Origin of the sequence: Streptomyces phaeoluteigriseus (assembly GCF_001896135.2) — a bacterium.
Taxonomy (GTDB): Bacteria; Actinomycetota; Actinomycetes; order Streptomycetales; family Streptomycetaceae; genus Streptomyces; species Streptomyces phaeoluteigriseus.
In genome coordinates, this window is record NZ_MPOH02000014.1 from 1 (window position 1) to 17,947 (window position 17,947).

Here is a 17,947-nt window from a genome sequence, read left to right on the forward strand (position 1 = left end):
GGGTGCGGACGCGGCGGGCGGGGTGGGCGGGGTGCGGGTCCCCAGGTGTTGGGCGAGCGCGCGTGGGGTCCGGAACAGGAACACGTCCCGTGGCGCGATCGGCAGGCCGAGTGCCCTGGCCCGGTTGATCACGGTGATGGCGACGATGCTGTCACCCCCGGCCCGGAAGAAGTCGGTGTCGCTGTCCACGGCCGCGTCGGACAGCGTCTCGGCGAAGATGCCGACGATCGCGGTGAGTACGGAGTCACCCACCGCGTCACTCTCCACGACCGGGGTCTCGTCACGGGTGGCGCGCTCGGTGAGGGCCTCGCGGTCCAGTTTGCCGTTGACCGTGAGCGGGAGGGCGTCGATCGGCAGCACCCGGCCCGGCACCATGTGGACGGGGAGTTTCGCGGACAGCAGGCCGGTGAGGTCACCGGGCACCCGGCCGACGACGTGCGCGACGAGGTGGTCGGCTCCGTCCGCCACGGTGACCGCAGCGTCGACCACACCGTCGAGTTCCCTGACCGCGGACTCCACCTCACCCAACTCGATGCGGAATCCCTTCAGTTGCACCTGGTCGTCGGCGCGCCCCACGAACTCCAGCTCGCCGTCGAGCGTACGGCGGGCGAGGTCGCCCGTGTGGTACATGCGGGAGCCGTCTCCGGCGAACGGGTCCGCCACGAACCGGCCGACGGTGAGCCCCGGCCTGCCCAGGTAGCCGAGCGACACCTGGTCACCGGCGACGTAGATGGCGCCCACGCGGCCGGGCGGCACCGGGCGGAGCCGGTCGTCGAGCAGATGGGTGACCAGACCGGGGATCGGGCCGCCGATCGGGCTGACCTCGTCGCCGGCGCAGAAGTCCTCGTCGGTGAGCACCCGGTGGGTGACATGGACGGTGGTCTCGGTGATGCCGTACATGTTGACCAGCTCGGGCGAGCCGGTACCGTGCCGCTCCACCCACCCGCGCAGCCGCCCGGGGTCCAGCGCCTCGCCCCCGAAGACGATCCGGCGCAGTGCGGGCAGCGGCTCGTCGGCATGCCGGTCCGCCTCGACGAACTGGTGGAACGCCGACGGGGTCTGGTTGAGCACGGTCACTCCGCGCTCGCGGACGAGCCGGTGGAAGTCGACCGGGGAGCGGGTCAGTCCGTACTCCGGCACCAGCAGCTCACCGCCGTGTGCCAGCGCGCCCCACAACTCCCAGACCGCGAAGTCGAAGGAGAAGGAGTGGAACTGGACCCACACGTCATCGGGGCCGAAGCCCATGGCGGGCCCGGTGTTCGCGAGCAGTGTCACCACACTCGAGTGGGGGACGACGACACCCTTGGGCCTGCCGGTCGATCCGGACGTGTAGATCACGTAGGCGGGGTCGTGCCAGGTGACCTCCGCCCCCGACCGGCCTGTTCGCGACGGCGGTTCGTCGCCCTGCACCAGGACGCGGGCCGTGACCCCTGCACGGGTCAGCAGTCGAGTGAACCGGTCCCGCTGCTCACGGTCCACGAGGACGGCCTGCGGGGCGGCGTCGGCGAGGATGTACTCCAGCCGTTCGTCCGGGTACGCCAGGTCCAGCGGTACGTACGCGCCGCCCGCGCTGACGATCGCGACCAGGGCGACGACCTGTTCCAGGGAGCGCGGCACGGCGACGGCGACCAGCTTGCCCGGCCCGACCCCGGCAGCGCGCAGGGCTGACGCCAACTCCTCCTTGGCGCGGTCCAGTTCGCCGTAGGTCAGGGAACGGGTTCCGCCGTCGAGGCCGCACTGGGTGACGGCGGTGGCGGCCGGGTCGCGGTGTGCGGCGGCGTCGAACAGGCCGCCCAGCGTCATCGGGGTGACCGGCGCGGGACGCGCGGCGGGCGCCAGCTCGTCGACCGGGGTGCCGGGTTGGGTGAGCAGGCCGGTGAGGGTCCGGGTGAACGTGCTCAGGAGCTCCTGGGCGCTCGCCTCCCGCAGCAGTTCGCCGTCGTAGATCAAGCCGAAGCGCGGGCGACCCTCGGGTGTGCGCTCCACGACCAGGGTCAACGGGTAGTGCGGAGCCCCCTCGTTGACGATGTCGGTGATGACCAGTGTGTCGTCGGGGCGGCGCAGGGCGTCCACGTCGGTCGCCACGTCGAAGACGACCAGGGTGTCGAAGAGGGGGCCGGTGCCTGCCCGGCGGCCGATCCTGGCCAGGGACACGTGCTGGTGCGCCAGGACCGCGCTCTGGTGTTCCCGGACCGAGGCGAGCAGGTCCCCGGCCGTGCTGGTGGCGGACCAACGGGCCCGCACGGGAATGGTGTTGATGAAGAGGCCCACCATGTCCTCGATGCCGGGCACATCCATGTCGCGCCCCGACACCGTGGAACCGAACACCACGTCGCCACTGTGCAGGATGCCGCCCAGGGTGAGGGCCCAGGCACTGTGCACGGCCACGCTCAGCGGCACTCCGGCCGCCCGGGCCGCCGCGTCGATGTCCTCCGCCGGCTCCACCGCCGTGTCGGCGAACCGGTCGGAGGGGGTGTGTCCCTCGGCGACCAGTGCGGGGCCGGGCAGGTCGGCGAGCTGCTCGTGCCACACCCGGTCGCTCTCGTCGTCGTCGCGTTCGGCGAGCCGGCGCACATAGTCGGGGAAGCCGCCGAGCGGATGCACGGTGCCCGGCGCGTGGTACTCGGTGAGCAGCGCGCGGAGCATCGGCGGCACCGACCAGCCGTCGGCGACGATGTGGTGCACGGTCTGCACGAGGACGGTGCGGCCGGAGCCGGCGCGGATGAGCGTGTACCGCATCAGCGGGCCGGTGGCCAGGTCGAATCCGGCGCGGCGGTCCCGCTCGGCGTGGTCGAGGATCTCGGCGTCGGTGATGCCGGGGCGGTCCAGCGTGGTGAACGGGGCCTCCACGCCGCTCTCCAGGACGGAGACCACGCGGCCGTCGGCGAGGGCCACGAACCGGGCGGCCAGGTTCGGGTACAGGGCGAGCAGCCGGGTGGCCGCGGTCGCGAGCCGGTCGGCGTCCACCTCGCCGTCCAGGGTCAGCAGTTGCTGCTCGACGTAGGCGCCCGCGGAGTCGTCGTCGAAGACCGAGTGGAAGTACAGGCCCTCCTGCAGGGGGGTCAGCGGCAGGATGTCCCGCAGCGCCGGGCCGTCCAGGGTGTCGACGTCCGCCTGGGTGAGCGGCACCAGGGGGAAGTCGCTGGGCGAGTGGCCGCCCCCGTCGAGTGCGGCCAGTGCGGTCAGCGCCTCGTGGAAGTAGTCGCCGAGGGTCGTGATGTCCTCTTCGGTGAACAGGCCGTCGGGCCAGGAGATGGTGGTGGCCAGTTCGTAGGCGCCGCTGGGGGCGGGTTCGGCGATCGCGTTGAACTCCAGGGCGCGCGGCAGGCGCATCCGCGGGTCCCGCCTCTCGCCCAACTGGCCTGTGGCGCAGGTGAGTTGCCAGTCGCCGGAGGCGCCGGCGTCGAAGCGCCCCAGGTAGTTGAAGAGCACCTGAGGTGCGGGCGCGTCGAACCGGGTGTCGCCCAGGTGACGCAGGGCGCCGTAGGAGAGGCCGTTGGCCGGCACCCGGGCGAGGTCTTCCTTGACCGCCTTGAGGGCGGCGGCCAGGTGGTCGGGGGCGGTGAGGTCGGCCGCCGCGCCGGGGTCGACGGTCACCGGGAACAGGGTGGTGAACCAGCCCACGGTCCGCGAGAGGTCCGGCTCGAAGCCGGCGTCGTCCGCGACGAACCGTCCTTCGCGGCCGTGGCCCTCCAGTTCGATGTGGGCGAACGTCTGGTCCTGCCCGAGGTCGCGGCGCCAGCGGGCGAGGGTGACGGCGAGCGCGGTGAGCAGTACGTCGTTGACGCCCGCGTGGAACCTCGCGGGTATCTCGCCCAGCAGCGCGGCCGTGGCCTCGGCGCCGACCGAGACGGTCCGCAGCCGCTCCCGCGCGACGGTGTCGGACGCGGACAGCGGGCGTCTTCCCAGCGGCCCGTCCGCTCCCGGCAGGGGGCGCTGGTAGTGGACGCGGTCCGCGTCGAACGCCGTGCGCTCCAGCAGTTGCGTCCAGCGCCGGAACGAGGTGCCGACCGGAGGCAGCTCGATCGGCGCTCCGGAGGTGAGCTGCCGCCAGGCCGTGGCCAGGTCCTCCATCAGGACCCGCCAGGACACACCGTCGATCACCACGTGATGGGCGGCCAGGACGAGTTGCTGTGCCTCGCGGCGCCATACGGCGCGCAGCATCACGCCGCCCGCCGGGTCGAGACCGTCGGTGGCCAGCGTGACGCACTCGTCGAGCGGCCGGTCGCTCTCCTGCCAGTCCGGGACGGCGCCGCCCGCCTCCGGGATGTCGAAGCTCCAGCGGTCTCCGCGCACCAGCCTGGCGCGGAGCATGTCGTGCCGTGCGACCACGGCGCCGAGGATTTTGTCGAGGGCGTCGGCGGTCAGGTCGGCGGGCGTGTTCAACACCACCGACTGCACGAAGCCGTCGATCGCGTCGGTGGTCTCGGCGAGCCACTGCACGATGGGCGATCCGACGACGGACCCGGTCGGGACGTCCGCGTGGTCCACCCGCGCGTTGTCCTCACGGCCGGCCACCGCCGCCAGGGCTCCGACGACGCTGTGGGTGAAGATCTGCCGTGCCGTGACGTGGAGGCCCGCCGCGCGCAGCGCGCTCAACAAGGAGATCGCCAGAATGCTGTCCGCGCCGAGCTGGAAGATGTCCTGGTCGACGCCGACCTCGTCCAGTCGCAGCACCTGGGCGACGGCCGCGCACACCAGGCGTTCGTTCTCCGTGGCGGGCGGCACGATCGAGCCGGTGGCGGTCACCGGCTCCGGAAGCGCGTTCCGGTCGAGCTTGCCGTTCGCGGTGAGCGGGAACTCGGTCATCACGACGATGTGGGCGGGCACCATGTACTCGACCAGGTGCGCGGCGGCCCAGGCCCTGACCTCGTCCGCCCGCAGGTCCTCGCGTCCGGCGGCCGGGATGACGTAGCCGATCAGGTAGCTGCCGCCGGCGGTGTTCTTCCTGGCCACGACACAGGTGTGCCGTACTCCGGGGTGTTCCGCGAGGCCGACCTCGACGTCCTCGATCTCCAGTCGCATGCCGCGGATCTTGATCTGGTTGTCGGCTCGGCCGAGGAAGTCCAGCGATCCGTCGGGGGCGAACCGTGCGAGGTCACCGGTCCGGTAGAGGCGGGACCCGTCGTCGGCGAAGGGGTTCGCCACGAACCGGGACGCCGTCAGGCCGGGCGCGTTGACGTATCCGCGCCCCAGGAGGAACCCGCCCACGTACAGTTCGCCGCCGACCCCGACCGGGACGGGGCGCAGCTCGTCGTCCAGGACGTACAACTGCGTGTTGGGGTTGGCCCTGCCGATCGAGGTGGACAGGCGTTCCGCGGCACCCCGGTAGATGACGTGCGAGACGCCGATGGTCGTCTCGGCCGGGCCGTAGCCGTGGTACATGGGGATGTCGAGCTTGGTGCGGAACCGCTCGTACAGCTCCGGGGTCAGGACCTCTCCGCCGCACCACACGTGCCGCAGGCTGTCGAGGCTGCCGGAGTCGCCCGCGATCTCCAGGAGTACGTCCAGCATGGAGGAGACGAGGTAGGTGAAGGTGACGCGCTGCTCGGCGATCACGCTCAGCAGGTGGTGCGGGTCGCGTTCGCCGCCGGGCCGCAGGACGACGAGTCTGGCACCGGACACCAGCGGCAGGAAGATCTCGTTGATGGAGATGTCGAAGGACAGCGGCGCCTTGAACAGGGACGCGTCGTCGTGGCCGAAGCGCAGGATCTCGTCGACCTGCCACAGCAGGCGTTCGCTGATCGCCTCGTGGCGGATCATCGCGCCCTTGGGCCGGCCGGTCGAGCCTGACGTGAAGATGACGTAGGCCAGGGCGGCACCGGGGACGGTGACGGCCGGAGCCTCGGTGGGGTGGCTGCCGTACCGCCAGTCACCGAGGTCGACGGCCAGGGCTTCCGGCTCGTCCGGGCCGGGCTCGCCCGAGGCGTTGAGCTGTACGACGACCCGGGCGTCCTCGATGACGACGGCGCGGCGGGCGGCGGGCCACTGCGGGTCGAGCGGCACGAAGGCGCAGCCCGCCTGGAGCACGCCGAGCAGTCCGATCACCATGTCGGCGGAGCGGCCCAGCGAGATGCCGACGACCTGTTCGGCGGTGAGTCCGCGTTCGATCAGACGGTGAGCCAACTGAGCCGACCGCTGGGCCACCTGACGGTAGGTCAGGGTGCGGTGCTCGTCGACGACGGCGACGGCGTCGGGCCTGGTGCGCGCCTGTTCTCGGAACAGCTCGACGATGGTCGGGCGGACCCGGTCGGCGTGGGTGTCGTTCCATGCGGCGAGCGCCGCCAGCCGTGCCTGCGGGCCGGCCGGGCCGATGGTGCCGACGGGTCGGTCCGGGAAGTCGGCGAGGTCGTCCAGCGCGAGTTGGGCGTCGGCAAGGGTGACTCCTTCGGGGACGGCGACGCTCCGGCCGTCCGCGCCCGCCTCCCGGCCGCCGGGGCCGTCACCGCCGTTGTCGACCCAGCCGAGGATCTCGGTGAACAGGGTGCCGGGGGTGAGGTCGATGCCGTCGGGGCTCCGGCCCGTCGCCCAGTACGACAGCCCGATGGCACATGCCTCGGCGATGGTCCGGTCGGAGTAGTCACCGGTCCGTCGGCGCACGTCGGCCAGCCGCGTGGCGGAAAGCAGTGCGGGACGAGCGCTCGGTTCCATCATCGAAGACTCAGCTTCCCTTCCACGGAATGAGAGTTGGCCCAAGCTGACTCAGGCGGTGTGCCTAACTGCCTTCTCGCCAGGCCCGCCACAGTCGGGCGTACCGGCCGCCCAGGGCCACCAGTTCCTCGTGGGTGCCCTGCTCCACGACGCGTCCCGCGTCGAGTACGGCGATCCGGTCGGCCGCCATCGCCTGGGTCAGCCGGTGCGCCACGAACAGCGTCGTGCGGCCCGCGCACGCGGCCAGCACGGCCCGCTCCAGCTCGGCGGCGCCCTCGCTGCCGGCCTCCGCGGTCGACTCGTCGAGCACCACCACCGGTGCCCGGCCCAGCACCAGCCGGGCCAGGGCGATCTGGGCGACCTTGGTGACGTCCAGACGCTCGCCGCCCTCGCCGACCGGAGTCGCAAGGCCGTCGGGCAGCGCCTCGACCCATCCGTCGGCGCCGACCGTGCGCAGTGCCTCCATCAGTTCGGCGTCGGTCGCGTCCGGCGCGGCCAGCCGCAGGTCGTCCGCGAGGAAACCGGAGAACACGTGCGTCTCCTGCGTCAGGATGCTCACCAGGGCCCTGGCGGCGGCCTCGTCGAGGTCGGCGAGGTCGGTCGGCCCGATGCGCACCGACCCTGACTGCGGTGTCCCCGTGCCGGCGACGAGCGCGGCCAGCGTCGTCTTGCCCGCGCCCGTCGCCCCGACCAGGGCGAGCGAACCGCCGGCCGGGATCGTCAGGTCGACGTCCCGCAGCACCGGTTCCTCCGTGCCGGGGTAGCGGAAGGTCAGTCCCCGCACGGTCACCGGGTACGAGCCGGCGTCGGCCTGCGTGACCGAGGCGTCGCCGACCAGGCGGTCCGGCGCGGACTCCCCCAGCACGCCGACCAGCCGGGTCAGGCTCGCGCCCGACTTCTGCGCCTCGTCGAAGGTGAACATGATGGCGCCCAGCGGGGTGAACAGCCGGTGGAACAGCAGCGGGGCCGCCGAGACCTCGCCGAGGCTGGCGGCGTCGGCCTCCAGCAGGGCGTACCCCACCACGATGATGAGGACGAGCCCGATGAACTCGGCGCGGTTCTCCCGGCCGACGAACCGGCCGAAGAACCGGAACACCTCGATGCCGAGTTCGCGCACCCGCCACGACTCACGGGTGACCTTCTCCCGGAAGGCGTCCTCGAGGCGGTACGCGCGGACCGTGTCGATCCCGTTGAGGCCGCTGATCAGGGCTTGCGCGCGGTCGGCCTGGGCCACGCGCTGCGTGCGGTAGAGCGGGGCGGACCTGGGGAGGTACCAGCGCAGGGCCAGCGCGTACGCGGGCAGCGCGCCGGCGCCCGCCAGGCCCAGTCGCCAGTCCAGTCCGAACATGCCGAGCGTGGCGATGACGACCAGCACGCCGGCCGAGAACACCGTCGGGACGGCCGTCCGGATGCCCTTGGAGATGACGGCCACGTCGTCGCCGACCCGGGACAGGACGTCTCCCCGGCCGACCTGCTCGATCCGTGCGCTCGGCATCCCGAGCACCGCCCGGACGGCGCCTTCCCGCAGCCGGGCGAGCAGGTCCGCGCCCAGCCTGCCGATCAGGTAGGTCGACACCGCGGTGGCCGCCGCGCCGAGCAGCGCGGCGGCGACCATCAGGGCGCCGACCGTGACGAGGATCGACTGCGGCCTGCCTTCGACGACACCGTCGACGACGCGGCCGAGCAGGAGGACCGGCAGCACCTGGAGTGCCGCCCCGGCCACCGTGGTGAGCACGGTGGCGTCGTCAGCCCCGGCACCTCGCGGCAGTGCGCCGCGACCCACCGGGCGGCCTCACGTCCGGTCGCCGTTCGCAGGGTTGCCGGGACGACGCGCGTCTCGGTGGTGCTCACACCTACTCTGCCGACTTGACGAGTTCGTCGATGGCGTAGGGCATGGACAGCAGGGTGCCCTGGGAGATGGCCGCGCCGACCGCGGGGCCCTCGCTGTCCAGCAGGTAGGACACCTTGCCGTTCTTGACGGCGTCCAGGTTGGTGAACAGCTCGAACTTCTTTAGCGCGTCCGTGTCCGCCTTGTCGTTGATGACGAAGACGCGGTCGACGTCGACCAGGTCGATGCGCTCCGGGGAGAGCTTGGTGTAGAAGCTGCCTTCGGCGACCTTGTCGATCTCGGTCTGGTACGTGAAGCCGATGCCGGTCAGCAGGCGTCCCCGCACGTCGGTGGAGGTGAAGGGTGCGACGGAGTTCTCGTACCAGGACAGCGCCACGGCGGTCTCGTCGGCGAACTCGGGGTGTGCCTTCTTGGCCGCGTCGAGCTTGTCCTGGATGCCCTGCACCAGCTTCTCGCCCTCCTCGGCCTTTCCGAGCGCCTTGGCGATGTGCAGTGCGTTGTCCTGCCAGGGCGCGCTGAACAGCTCCTTCTCGGCCTTGGTACGGCCGACCGTCGGGGCGATCTTGGAGAGCTTGTCGTAGGCGGCCTGGTCGATCTCGGAGTAGACCGCGATGATCAGGTCCGGGCGCAGGGCGGCGATCTTCTCGTAGTTGGGGCCGGTGTCACCGTTCTTCATGATGACCTCGGGCTTGGTGTCGCCCCACTTCTCCTTCACCCAGGGCCACTGGGTGTTGATGTCGGGGCTCTGGCCGGCCGGGTTCGGGTACTGGTCGACCATGCCGACGGGCTTGACGCCGAAGGCCAGGATGGTCTGGTCGTCCGTGTAGCCGACGGAGACGACGCGCTGGGGCGCCTTGCTGATCTCCGTGGATCCGAACGCGTGCTCCACGGTGACCGGGAAGGCGCCGGCGGCGGCAGCGTTCGAGGTGGTGTCGCCCGTCGTGTCCTTGTCCGAGTCGGAACCGCATCCCGCGAGGAGCCCCACTGCGAGCGTCGCGGCCGAAAGCACCGCCGCGAGCCGAAGCCGGGGCTTCCTGAGGGTCGTTCGATGGAGGAACATCCGCAATCCCTTGCTCTCGCACTGTCCGCTGCGCCTTGTTCTCAGGGCAGGCAAACCCTACCGAGAAAAGTGAGGTTAGCCTAGCCTAACTAAAGATCTAACTGCCCTTTTCAGTAACGAAGTTGACGTGGGTGCGGCCGATGGGCACGATCAGCGGCCGGTCCCCCACCGGGTCGTCGATCACCTGTGCGCGCAGCCCGAACGCCTCGTGCAGCAGCTCGGCGGTGATCACGTCCCGCGGATGCCCCTGCGCCAGGATCGAGCCGTCCCGCATCACGATGAGGTTGTCGCTGTAGCGGGTGGCCAGGTTGAGGTCGTGCAGCACCATCACCACGGTGCACCCCGACTCGTGCAGGTCGTCCACCAGATCGAGCACGTCGACCGCGTGCGCCAGATCCAGATAGGTGGTCGGCTCGTCCAGCAGCAGCAGGTCGGTGCCCTGAGCCAGTGTCATCGAGATCCAGACCCGCTGGCGCTGCCCGCCGGACAGCGAGTCGACGGGGCGGTCGGCCAGGTCGGAGACCCCGGTCATGGCCAGCGCACGCTCCACCACGGAGGCGTCGTCCGAGGACCACTGCCGCAGCCAACTCTGGTGCGGGTGACGGCCTCTCGCCACCAGGTCGGACACCGTCAGCCCCTCCGGCGCGACCGGAGCCTGCGGCAGCAGGCCGAGCTTCTTCGCCACGTCCCTCGTCCTGAGCTTGGCGATGTCCTCGCCGTCCAGGACGACCGTCCCGCTGGTCGGCTTGAGCAGTCGGGACAGGGTCCGCAACAGGGTCGACTTCCCGCAGCCGTTGGGGCCGATGATCGTGGTCATGACCCCTGGCGGGATCGCCACGTCGAGATCGTCGATGACGATCCGGCCGCCGTATCCGACCGTGACACCGCTGGCTGCCAGCCTTGCGGTCCCCCCGACCACGGGCTCGATCCCGATGATGTGCTGAGCGACCACAAGGCCCCCTTTTATTTAGGTATGCCTCACCTTTGTACCAGCAACTGGCCCAGGGTCACCGCAGGTTGGCCCGCACCAGCAGATAGACCAGGAAGGGGCCGCCGACCGCCGCGGTGACCACGCCCACCGGAACACTGACGGGCAGCGCCGTGCGGGCGGTCAGGTCCGCGCCGATCAGCAGCAGCGATCCGACGAGGCCGGACGCCACCATCGGTGGCGTCGGACTCCTCGTCAGACGCATCGCCACCTGCGGCGCCACCAGCGCCACGAACGGCACGGGTCCCGCCGCGCTCACCGCCACACCGGCCAGCAGTACGGCGCACAGCAGCAGGAGGGCGCGCACCCTGCCGTACCGGACGCCCAGGCCCGCCGCGACCTCGTCGCCGAAGTGCATCGGCTTGAACTGGAACGCGGCACCCGACACGACGACGAGGAGGACGAGGGTGCACCAGAGCGCCACCCAGACCTCGTGCCACGACCGGTTGTCCAGCGAGCCGACCAGCCAGGCCTGGGCGCGGGCGACGTCCCGGATGTCGGCGGAGACCAGCAGCCAGGTGGTGATCGCCTCCATCACCGCGCTCACCGAGATGCCGATGAGGATGAGCCGGAAGCCGTCGATGCCCCGCCGCCAGGCCAGGAAGTACACCAGCAGGCCCGTCCCGAGGCCGCCCGCGAGGGCCGCCGCCGACACGCCGACGGTGTCCGAGATCGCGGCGGCGGTGCCGCCCGACACCGTCACCAGGAACACCGCGACGGCGCCGGCACCCCCGGTGATCCCGAGAATGTCCGGGCTGGCGAGGGGGTTGCGCGCGATGGACTGGGTGATCGCCCCCGACACCCCCAGCGCGATCCCCACGACGAGCCCGGCCAGGGCACGCGGCATCCGCAGGTCCATGATCACGAACTCGTCGACCTGCTCGCCCCTGCCGAGGAGCGTGGCGATGACGTTGGACAGGCCGATGGGGAAGTCCCCCACGGCGATGGACAGGCAGAACACCAGGAAGGTGGCCGCCGCCAGCAGCAGTGTGACGCCCGCGATCCAGGGCCGCCACACGAACGACACCCGGCCGAGCCGTACGCCCGGCGCCACCGTCTGCTTCACATCGGTCCCGTTCACGCGCTCTTGAACTTTCCGCGCCACACCAGGAACGCGAAGAACGGGGCGCCCAGGAGAGCGACGACGACCCCCGCGTCCAGCTCACCAGGCCGCACCACCAGCCGCCCCACGATGTCGCAGACCAGCAGGACGATGGCGCCGAGGAGGCCCGCGTAGGGCACCAGCCAGCGGTAGTCCGGCCCGGTGAGGTACCGGGCCACATGGGCCACCATCAGGCCGAGGAAGGCGATGGGGCCGGTCGCCGCCGTCGCCGCGCCCGCTAGCAGGGTGATGGCGACGATGCCGACGGTCCGGCTCAGGGCGATGTTCACGCCGAGCCCGCGCGCCACGTCGTCGCCCAGGTTGAGCAGGTTGATGGCGGGCAGGGTGGTCAGGGCCAGCACCAGCCCGAGGACGATGAACGCGGTCACCGGCCGGATGACGTCGAACCCGACACCGGCCAGGGAGCCCGAGTTCCAGAACCGCAGCACGTTCAGCGACTTCTGGTCCGTCAGCGCGACCGCCGTGGTCATCGCGGCGAGGAACACCGTGATCCCCTGTCCGGCCAGCGCCAGCGTCAACGGGTTGCCGGCGCCCCGGCCGAGGCTCGACAGCCCGAACACGACGACACCGGCGACGCCCGCCCCCAGGAAGGCGAACCAGACGTACTGCAGGGGGTCGGATAGCCCGAACACGGCGATCACCGACACGACGGCGAACGAGGCACCGGCGTTCACCCCCAACAGACCCGTGTCGGCGATCGGGTTGCGCGTGTAGCTCTGGATGAGCGCGCCGCCGACGCCCAGAGCGATGCCCGCCACGACGGCCAGCACCGTCCGGGGCACCCGTACGGTCTGCACGATGAGCCTGATCTCGGTGAGCCGCTGGTCGGAGTCCGGGACGGCGAACAGCCCGTGCCACACCTCCGCCGGACTCAGCGCGCGCGCACCGACGGCCAGTGACACGGTCCCCGCGGCCGCGAGGATCACCACCAGCGTGCCCAAACCCACAACCCGCCGCCGACGGGCCTCTGTTGTGCCCCCGGACGGGGGGCGCTCGACTGCGGTCGTGGCCATGACGACGTACGTTATCCCTTTGCCTTCGCGGGGGTTGCACGGTGGTGGCGCCGGTGCGGCTCACCCGGCGGGCGCCGGCGGCCGGGGCGGACTAGCGGGCGGTGTCGGTGACCTTCCGGGCCCCGTGGGAGGACGACTCGACGCTCCGGTCGAGGAGGGAGTCCAGGATCTCGCCGACCCTGATGGCGGTGTTGGACAACAGCGCGGAGGTGATGCCGTGGGTGTGCTCCGTACCGCCCTGGAGGTAGATGCCGCAGTTCAGGTCGGGGTCGGTCGTGATGCGGTAGTCGCGCTCGACGCGGACCCGGCCCTCCTCGTCCCGGAGGCAGCGGTCCGCGACCTCGCCGAGCAGGCCGAGGGGGTCGGCGGGGCTGTACCCGGTGGCGAGGACCACGACGTCCGCGTCGAGGAGCGTCTCCTCGCCGGTGACGAGGGACCGCACCGTGGCACGGACCCCGTGCGGGGTCTCCTTGACGTCGTCGAGCCGGGACACGTTGAGGAAGCGCAGCCGTTCGGTGCCGAGGACCTTCTCCTGGTACGTCTGCCGATAGAGGTCGTCGATGAGGTCGATGTCCACCACGGAGTAGTTGGTGTTGCCGTGGTAGTCCATCAGCCGGCGTTTGACGTTCTCGGGGGCGGCGAAGTAGTCGTCGACCGCCTCGGGGTCGAAGATCCGGTTGGCGAAACTGCTGTCGTCGGCGGGGCTGTAGCCGTAGCGGGAGAACACCGCGCAGATCTCGGCCCCGGGGAACCTGCGGTGCAGGTAGGCGACGTTCTCGGCGGCGCTCTGGCCGGCCCCCACGACGACGAACCGCGAGGGCGACGTACCTTCCAGCCCGTCGACCCTGGCGAGCAGTTCGGAGTTGTGCCAGACGCGGTCGCCGCGTTCCACGCCCTCCGGCATGAGGGGACGCAGACCGGTGCCGATCACGAGGTTGCGGGCCCGGTGGACCTCGAGCCCCTCCCCGGTGCGGACCGTCACCTCCAGGTGGTCCACGGCTCCGTCGCGGACGGCGGGCGCGACGCCGACGACCTCGTGGCCGTAGGAGACCATGTTCTCGACCCTGGCCGCGGCCCACTCGAAGTAGTCGTGGAACTCCACGCGCAGCGGGAAGAGGCTCTTGTGGTTGATGAAGTCGACGAGCCGTCCCTTGCTCTTGAGATAGCAGAGGAAGCTGAACTCACTGGTCGGGTTCCGCAGTGTCACCAGGTCCTTGAGGAAGGACACCTGCATGGTCGCGTCGTCGATCAGCATGCCGCGGTGCCAGCCGAAGTTCGGCTGCTGCTCGAAGAAGTGGGCGGTGACGGCCTCCTGCCGGCCGACGCGTGCGTTGTGCTCGCCGAGTGCGATCGCCATGGCGACATTGGACGGTCCGAAGCCGATACCGATCAGGTCCCGGATCGGTGATGCGTCAACAGGAAGAACCCGTGACATGTCTCTCCCATCGTGCGGGGCAGCCGCCTGTACGGCGTGGGGAAACGCGGGGCGGGCACGCCGACGGAGCGGCCCGCTGAACTTAGGTGAGCCTAAGCTAATCCTGTGTGACTGTCGATAGGACGGAACCCGCGCCCGGGAGCGGGGAGTTCGCCAACTCGTGCGCCCTGTACACCCGTTGAAAACTAAGGTAAGCCTTGCTTTACTGCTCCCGGTCCACCCCCGTCTCGAGGAGGAACCCCCATGCGGGTCGTCATGTTCGGTTACCAGACCTGGGGGCACCGCACCCTGCAAGCCCTCCTGGACTCCGAACACGACGTGGCTCTGGTCGTGACGCACCCCAGGAGCGATCACGCCTACGAGAAGATCTGGAGCGACTCCGTCGCCGATCTGGCCGAGGAGCACGGCGTCCCCGTACTGATCCGCAACCGCCCTGACGACGACGAGCTGTTCGAGCGGCTGAAGGAGGCCGACCCGGACATCATCGTGGCCAACAACTGGCGCACCTGGATCCCCCCTCGCATCTTCGACCTGCCTCGGCACGGCACGCTCAACGTCCACGACTCGCTGCTGCCGAAGTACGCCGGCTTCTCGCCACTGATCTGGGCCCTGATCAACGGCGAGCCCGAAGTAGGCGTCACCGCCCACATGATGAACGACGAGCTGGACGCCGGCGACATCGTCCGGCAGGAAGCGGTCCCGGTCGGACCGACGGACACCACGACCGACCTCTTCCACAAGACGGTCGACCTCATCGCCCCGGTCACCATCGGCGCGCTCGACCTCATCGCCTCCGGACGGACCGAGTTCACCAAGCAGGACCGGTCACGGGCGAGCTTCTTCCACAAGCGCTCCACCGAGGACATCCGCATCGACTGGAACTGGCCGGCCGCGGACCTGGAGCGCCTGGTCCGCGCCCAGTCCGAGCCGTACCCCAGCGCCTTCACCTTCCACAAGGGCAAGCGCCTGGAGATCCTCGCGGCGGTCGTCTCCAAGGCCCGCTACGGCGGTACCCCCGGCCGCATCTTCTACCGCGAGGGCGACGGCGTGGTGATCGTCGCCGGTGCCGAAGCGCGCACCGGCCGCAACCACGGCCTGGCCATCACCCGCGTACGGACCGAGGACGGGCGGGAGTTGGGGGCCACGGAGTACTTCACCTCCATGGGCGGCTATCTGACGAGCCGCCCCTGACGCGCCCCGGCGGGCCCCGCGCGCCCGTCGGTTCATCGGTCGTCGGTCTGTCGGTCCGTCGGTCCGTCGGACGTCGGACGTCGGACCGGAACAGCTCGATCGTCCCTCGTGGTCGCCGAAGCGTCACGACCGGGGCCGACGGGCCCGACCAGGCGAACGCCGACAACGTCGAGCGAGTCGTCATGACGCCGACCGCCCCTCGACCACCGTCCACCGCCCACCGTCCACCGCCCACCGCCCACCGTCCACCGTCCACCGGCCCGACGGCCTCCTCGGTGCTCCCGGTCACGGTCCGGGGACCGCTGTGGCCGTCGAGTCCGCAGCCCGGCGGAGCATCAGGGCGCCCACCGCGGGCAACCGCACCTTCGCCCGGCCGTGGGCGAGCGGCACGGTGGTGCCGCGCACCGCGAGGACGAACTGCGGCACTGCCACGGCCGCCGACTCCCGCAGACCGCCGCGCCCGCCCGCCGGTCAGCTCTCGTCGGGTCGGTTCGATCACCCGACGGAACGGCGACGGCGACGTAAGCTGTGCTCGGCACAGACACGGTGGGGGCGTTCATGCGGGTGGAGAAGGCACGGAGCTGGGGTTCGGCCCTCGATTCGGTCGTGGTGTACGCGCAGGGCGCGCTCTGTCGCCGCCTGGCCCGGGGCAGCGTGCCCCCGGACGGCCGGGTGCGGGTGACGGGACTTCCCCGCTCGCTGGACCCCGGCTCACTGCGGGCCCGCGTCCTCGGTGCCCCGCAAGTGCGTGTCGTCGAGGCCCGGGTGGAGGTCGACGCCGAGCCGCTGGAGGCCGGCGTCCCCGACGCGCTGCGGCGCGAGGTGGAGCGGCTGCACGACGAGTACGCGGCGGCACAGGGGCGCCGGGACCGGCAGGTCAAACTGATCGAGGAGGTCACGGCACTGCACCCGGTGCCGCCGCCCCGCAGGCGCGACGACCCGCACCGCCGCACCCCCGTCGACGCGTGGCTGGAACTCGCCGACTTCGTCGAACAGCGGCTGACGGGCCTGCACGCCCGCCTCGCCGAACTCGACGAGGCGCTGCTCCTCGTCGAGCACGAACTCACCGTCGCCACCGACCGACTCGACCGCGCCTCCACCGACGTGCCCTCGGCGCACGTCGAGACGACGGTCTCCGCCGTCCTCACCCTCGTCGGCGCCACCGGCGACGCGGACGAGGACACGGAACTGGAACTGGAGTACGGGGTGCCGGGCGCCGTGTGGGTGCCGGCCTACCGGCTCACCCACCGTCAGGGCGACGACAGCGGCCACCTGGTGCTGCGCGCCTCGGTCGCCCAGCGCACCGGCGAGGACTGGACGGGCGTACGCGTCGCCCTGTCCACCGCCGATCTGCGGCGCCGCACCGACCTGCCGAGGCTCCGCTCGATCCGCATCGGACGCCGCCAGCCCGCCCCCGTCCCGTCCGGCTGGCGCGAGCCCCCGGCGGGGCTCGCCGACCTGTTCGCCGGGTACGACGCGCCGGGTCCCCGTCCCGCAGCGGCCACCGATCACATGGCCGCGGGGGCCGGCTTCGCCGACACGGCTCCGCCGCCGCTCCCCCCGTCCTACGGCGGCCCACCCGCCATGACAGCCGGGCCCGGCAGCGCCCCCACCGCCCCTCCGGCGCCCGCCGCCTCCGCTCCGATGCCCGGCGGCGCGCTGCCCGACCACGCTCTGCGGACCAGGTCCCGCCCCGGCGGCGCGACCCGTGCCGGCAGGGCGGCGTTCGCCGCCAAGGCACCCGCGGCTCCGGGCCGACCCGCTTCCCCGCCGCCGCCCGCACCGGCGGTCGGGCCGCCGCAGCCCAGCGGCGCCGAACTCGACTACAGCGCCCTGGTGCTGTGCGGCCCCGACGAGCAGGGAGCGCGCCGGGGCCGGCTGTTCCCCGAGTCCTCCTTCGACCCGGTGGCGGCCGAGTACCGGCGCCGCGCCGAGTCGGTGGCCTCGCTGCCGCTGCCCGGTCACGCCGTGCGGCCCCGCGAGTCGGCGGGTTCCTTCGACCACCGCTTCGACGCCGCCGCCCGCGCCGACATCCCGTCGGACGGCACCTGGCACACCGTCACCGTCGCGGAGATCCCGGTCGGACTGCGCACCGAGTACCTGTGCGTGCCGTCCGTGGAACCGACCGTGTACGCCACGCTGGTGCTCTCCAACGCCACCGACCAGGCCCTTTTGGCCGGCCCGGTGGAGGTCACCGTCGACGACGACTTCCTACTGACCGCGTCACTGCCGACCCTCGCGCCCGGCGGTGTGCGCCGGGTGGGACTGGGACCGGCCGAGGGCATCCGGGTCTCCCGGCGTACGAACCTGCGCGAGTCGACGTCCGGCCTGCGCAACAACGTCACCGTGCTCGACCACCGCGTGCACGTGGAGCTGGCCAACCAGCTCGCGAGGCCCGTCACCGTCGAGGTCCGCGAGCTGGTGCCGGTCTCCTCCGAGCCGGACGTCCGGATCGAGGAGCGGGCGGACTGGACGGCACCCGAGGACGGCGCCGGGTCGGAGCACCACGCCCCGGGCACCCGCGTCTGGCGGGCGCCCTGCCCGCCGGTGGCACCGCCGCCCTCGACGGCGGCTACGAGATCCGCATCCCGGCCGGCAAGGCCCTGGTCGGCGGCAACCGCAGGAGCTGACACACCC

At 71.6% G+C, this 17,947-nt stretch carries 8 protein-coding genes and 2 pseudogenes; 2 read left to right on the forward strand and 8 right to left on the reverse strand.

The annotated features are described in order from the left end of the window. From BM536_RS17435 to BM536_RS17465, 7 genes and pseudogenes are all read right to left on the reverse strand, one after another. Nucleotides 1-6,654, reverse strand: a 6,654-nt coding sequence (locus tag BM536_RS17435; RefSeq protein WP_143650942.1) for a non-ribosomal peptide synthetase, incomplete at its 3' end; no start/stop codon positions are given. 61 nt (nucleotides 6,655-6,715) lie between these two features. Beyond that, nucleotides 6,716-8,502 (reverse strand): annotated as a pseudogene (locus BM536_RS17440) (ABC transporter ATP-binding protein). A 2-nt stretch (nucleotides 8,503-8,504) separates the two neighbouring features. After that, a complete protein-coding gene (locus BM536_RS17445; protein WP_073492155.1) occupies nucleotides 8,505-9,560 on the reverse strand; it encodes an iron-siderophore ABC transporter substrate-binding protein in 1,056 nt (351 codons plus the stop codon). A 97-nt stretch (nucleotides 9,561-9,657) separates the two neighbouring features. Continuing rightward, complete coding sequence (locus BM536_RS17450) at nucleotides 9,658-10,512, reverse strand: ABC transporter ATP-binding protein (RefSeq protein WP_073492154.1); 855 nt, start codon at nucleotides 10,510-10,512, stop codon at nucleotides 9,658-9,660. Nucleotides 10,513-10,567: 55 nt separating this feature from the next. Continuing rightward, nucleotides 10,568-11,629 (reverse strand): FecCD family ABC transporter permease, encoded by a 1,062-nt coding sequence (locus tag BM536_RS17455; RefSeq protein WP_073492153.1) that lies wholly within the window; start codon nucleotides 11,627-11,629, stop codon nucleotides 10,568-10,570. Further along, on the reverse strand, nucleotides 11,626-12,684 hold the full coding sequence (locus BM536_RS17460) for a FecCD family ABC transporter permease (RefSeq protein WP_073492152.1): 1,059 nt from the start codon (nucleotides 12,682-12,684) through the stop codon (nucleotides 11,626-11,628). The genes BM536_RS17455 and BM536_RS17460 overlap by 4 nt, the downstream gene beginning before the upstream one ends. Before the next feature lie 91 nt (nucleotides 12,685-12,775). Further along, entirely contained in the window at nucleotides 12,776-14,119 is a 1,344-nt protein-coding gene (locus BM536_RS17465) for a lysine N(6)-hydroxylase/L-ornithine N(5)-oxygenase family protein (RefSeq protein WP_073492151.1), read from the reverse strand. A gap of 243 nt (nucleotides 14,120-14,362) precedes the next feature. On the opposite strand from BM536_RS17465, the gene BM536_RS17470 reads away from it, so the two are divergent. Next, nucleotides 14,363-15,310, forward strand: coding sequence for a methionyl-tRNA formyltransferase (locus BM536_RS17470; RefSeq protein WP_073492150.1), 948 nt, complete (start codon nucleotides 14,363-14,365; stop codon nucleotides 15,308-15,310). Between the two features lie 285 nt (nucleotides 15,311-15,595). Here BM536_RS17470 and BM536_RS40805 read toward each other — a convergent pair whose 3' ends face one another. Then, nucleotides 15,596-15,742 (reverse strand): hypothetical protein, encoded by a 147-nt coding sequence (locus BM536_RS40805; protein ID WP_158086532.1) that lies wholly within the window; start codon nucleotides 15,740-15,742, stop codon nucleotides 15,596-15,598. A 126-nt stretch (nucleotides 15,743-15,868) separates the two neighbouring features. On the opposite strand from BM536_RS40805, the pseudogene BM536_RS17475 reads away from it, so the two are divergent. After that, nucleotides 15,869-17,940, forward strand: a pseudogene (locus tag BM536_RS17475) (DUF4139 domain-containing protein). The last annotated feature ends 7 nt before the right edge of the window (nucleotides 17,941-17,947 follow it).

What these genes read in the sequence shown, in the direction of transcription:
- BM536_RS17445 (WP_073492155.1), bottom strand. Translation starts at nt 9,560, where the DNA reads ATGTTCCTCCATCGAACGACCCTCAGGAAGCCCCGGCTTCGGCTCGCG.
- BM536_RS17460 (WP_073492152.1), bottom strand. Translation starts at nt 12,684, where the DNA reads ATGGCCACGACCGCAGTCGAGCGCCCCCCGTCCGGGGGCACAACAGAG.
- BM536_RS17465 (WP_073492151.1), bottom strand. Translation starts at nt 14,119, where the DNA reads ATGTCACGGGTTCTTCCTGTTGACGCATCACCGATCCGGGACCTGATC.
- BM536_RS17470 (WP_073492150.1), top strand. Translation starts at nt 14,363, where the DNA reads ATGCGGGTCGTCATGTTCGGTTACCAGACCTGGGGGCACCGCACCCTG.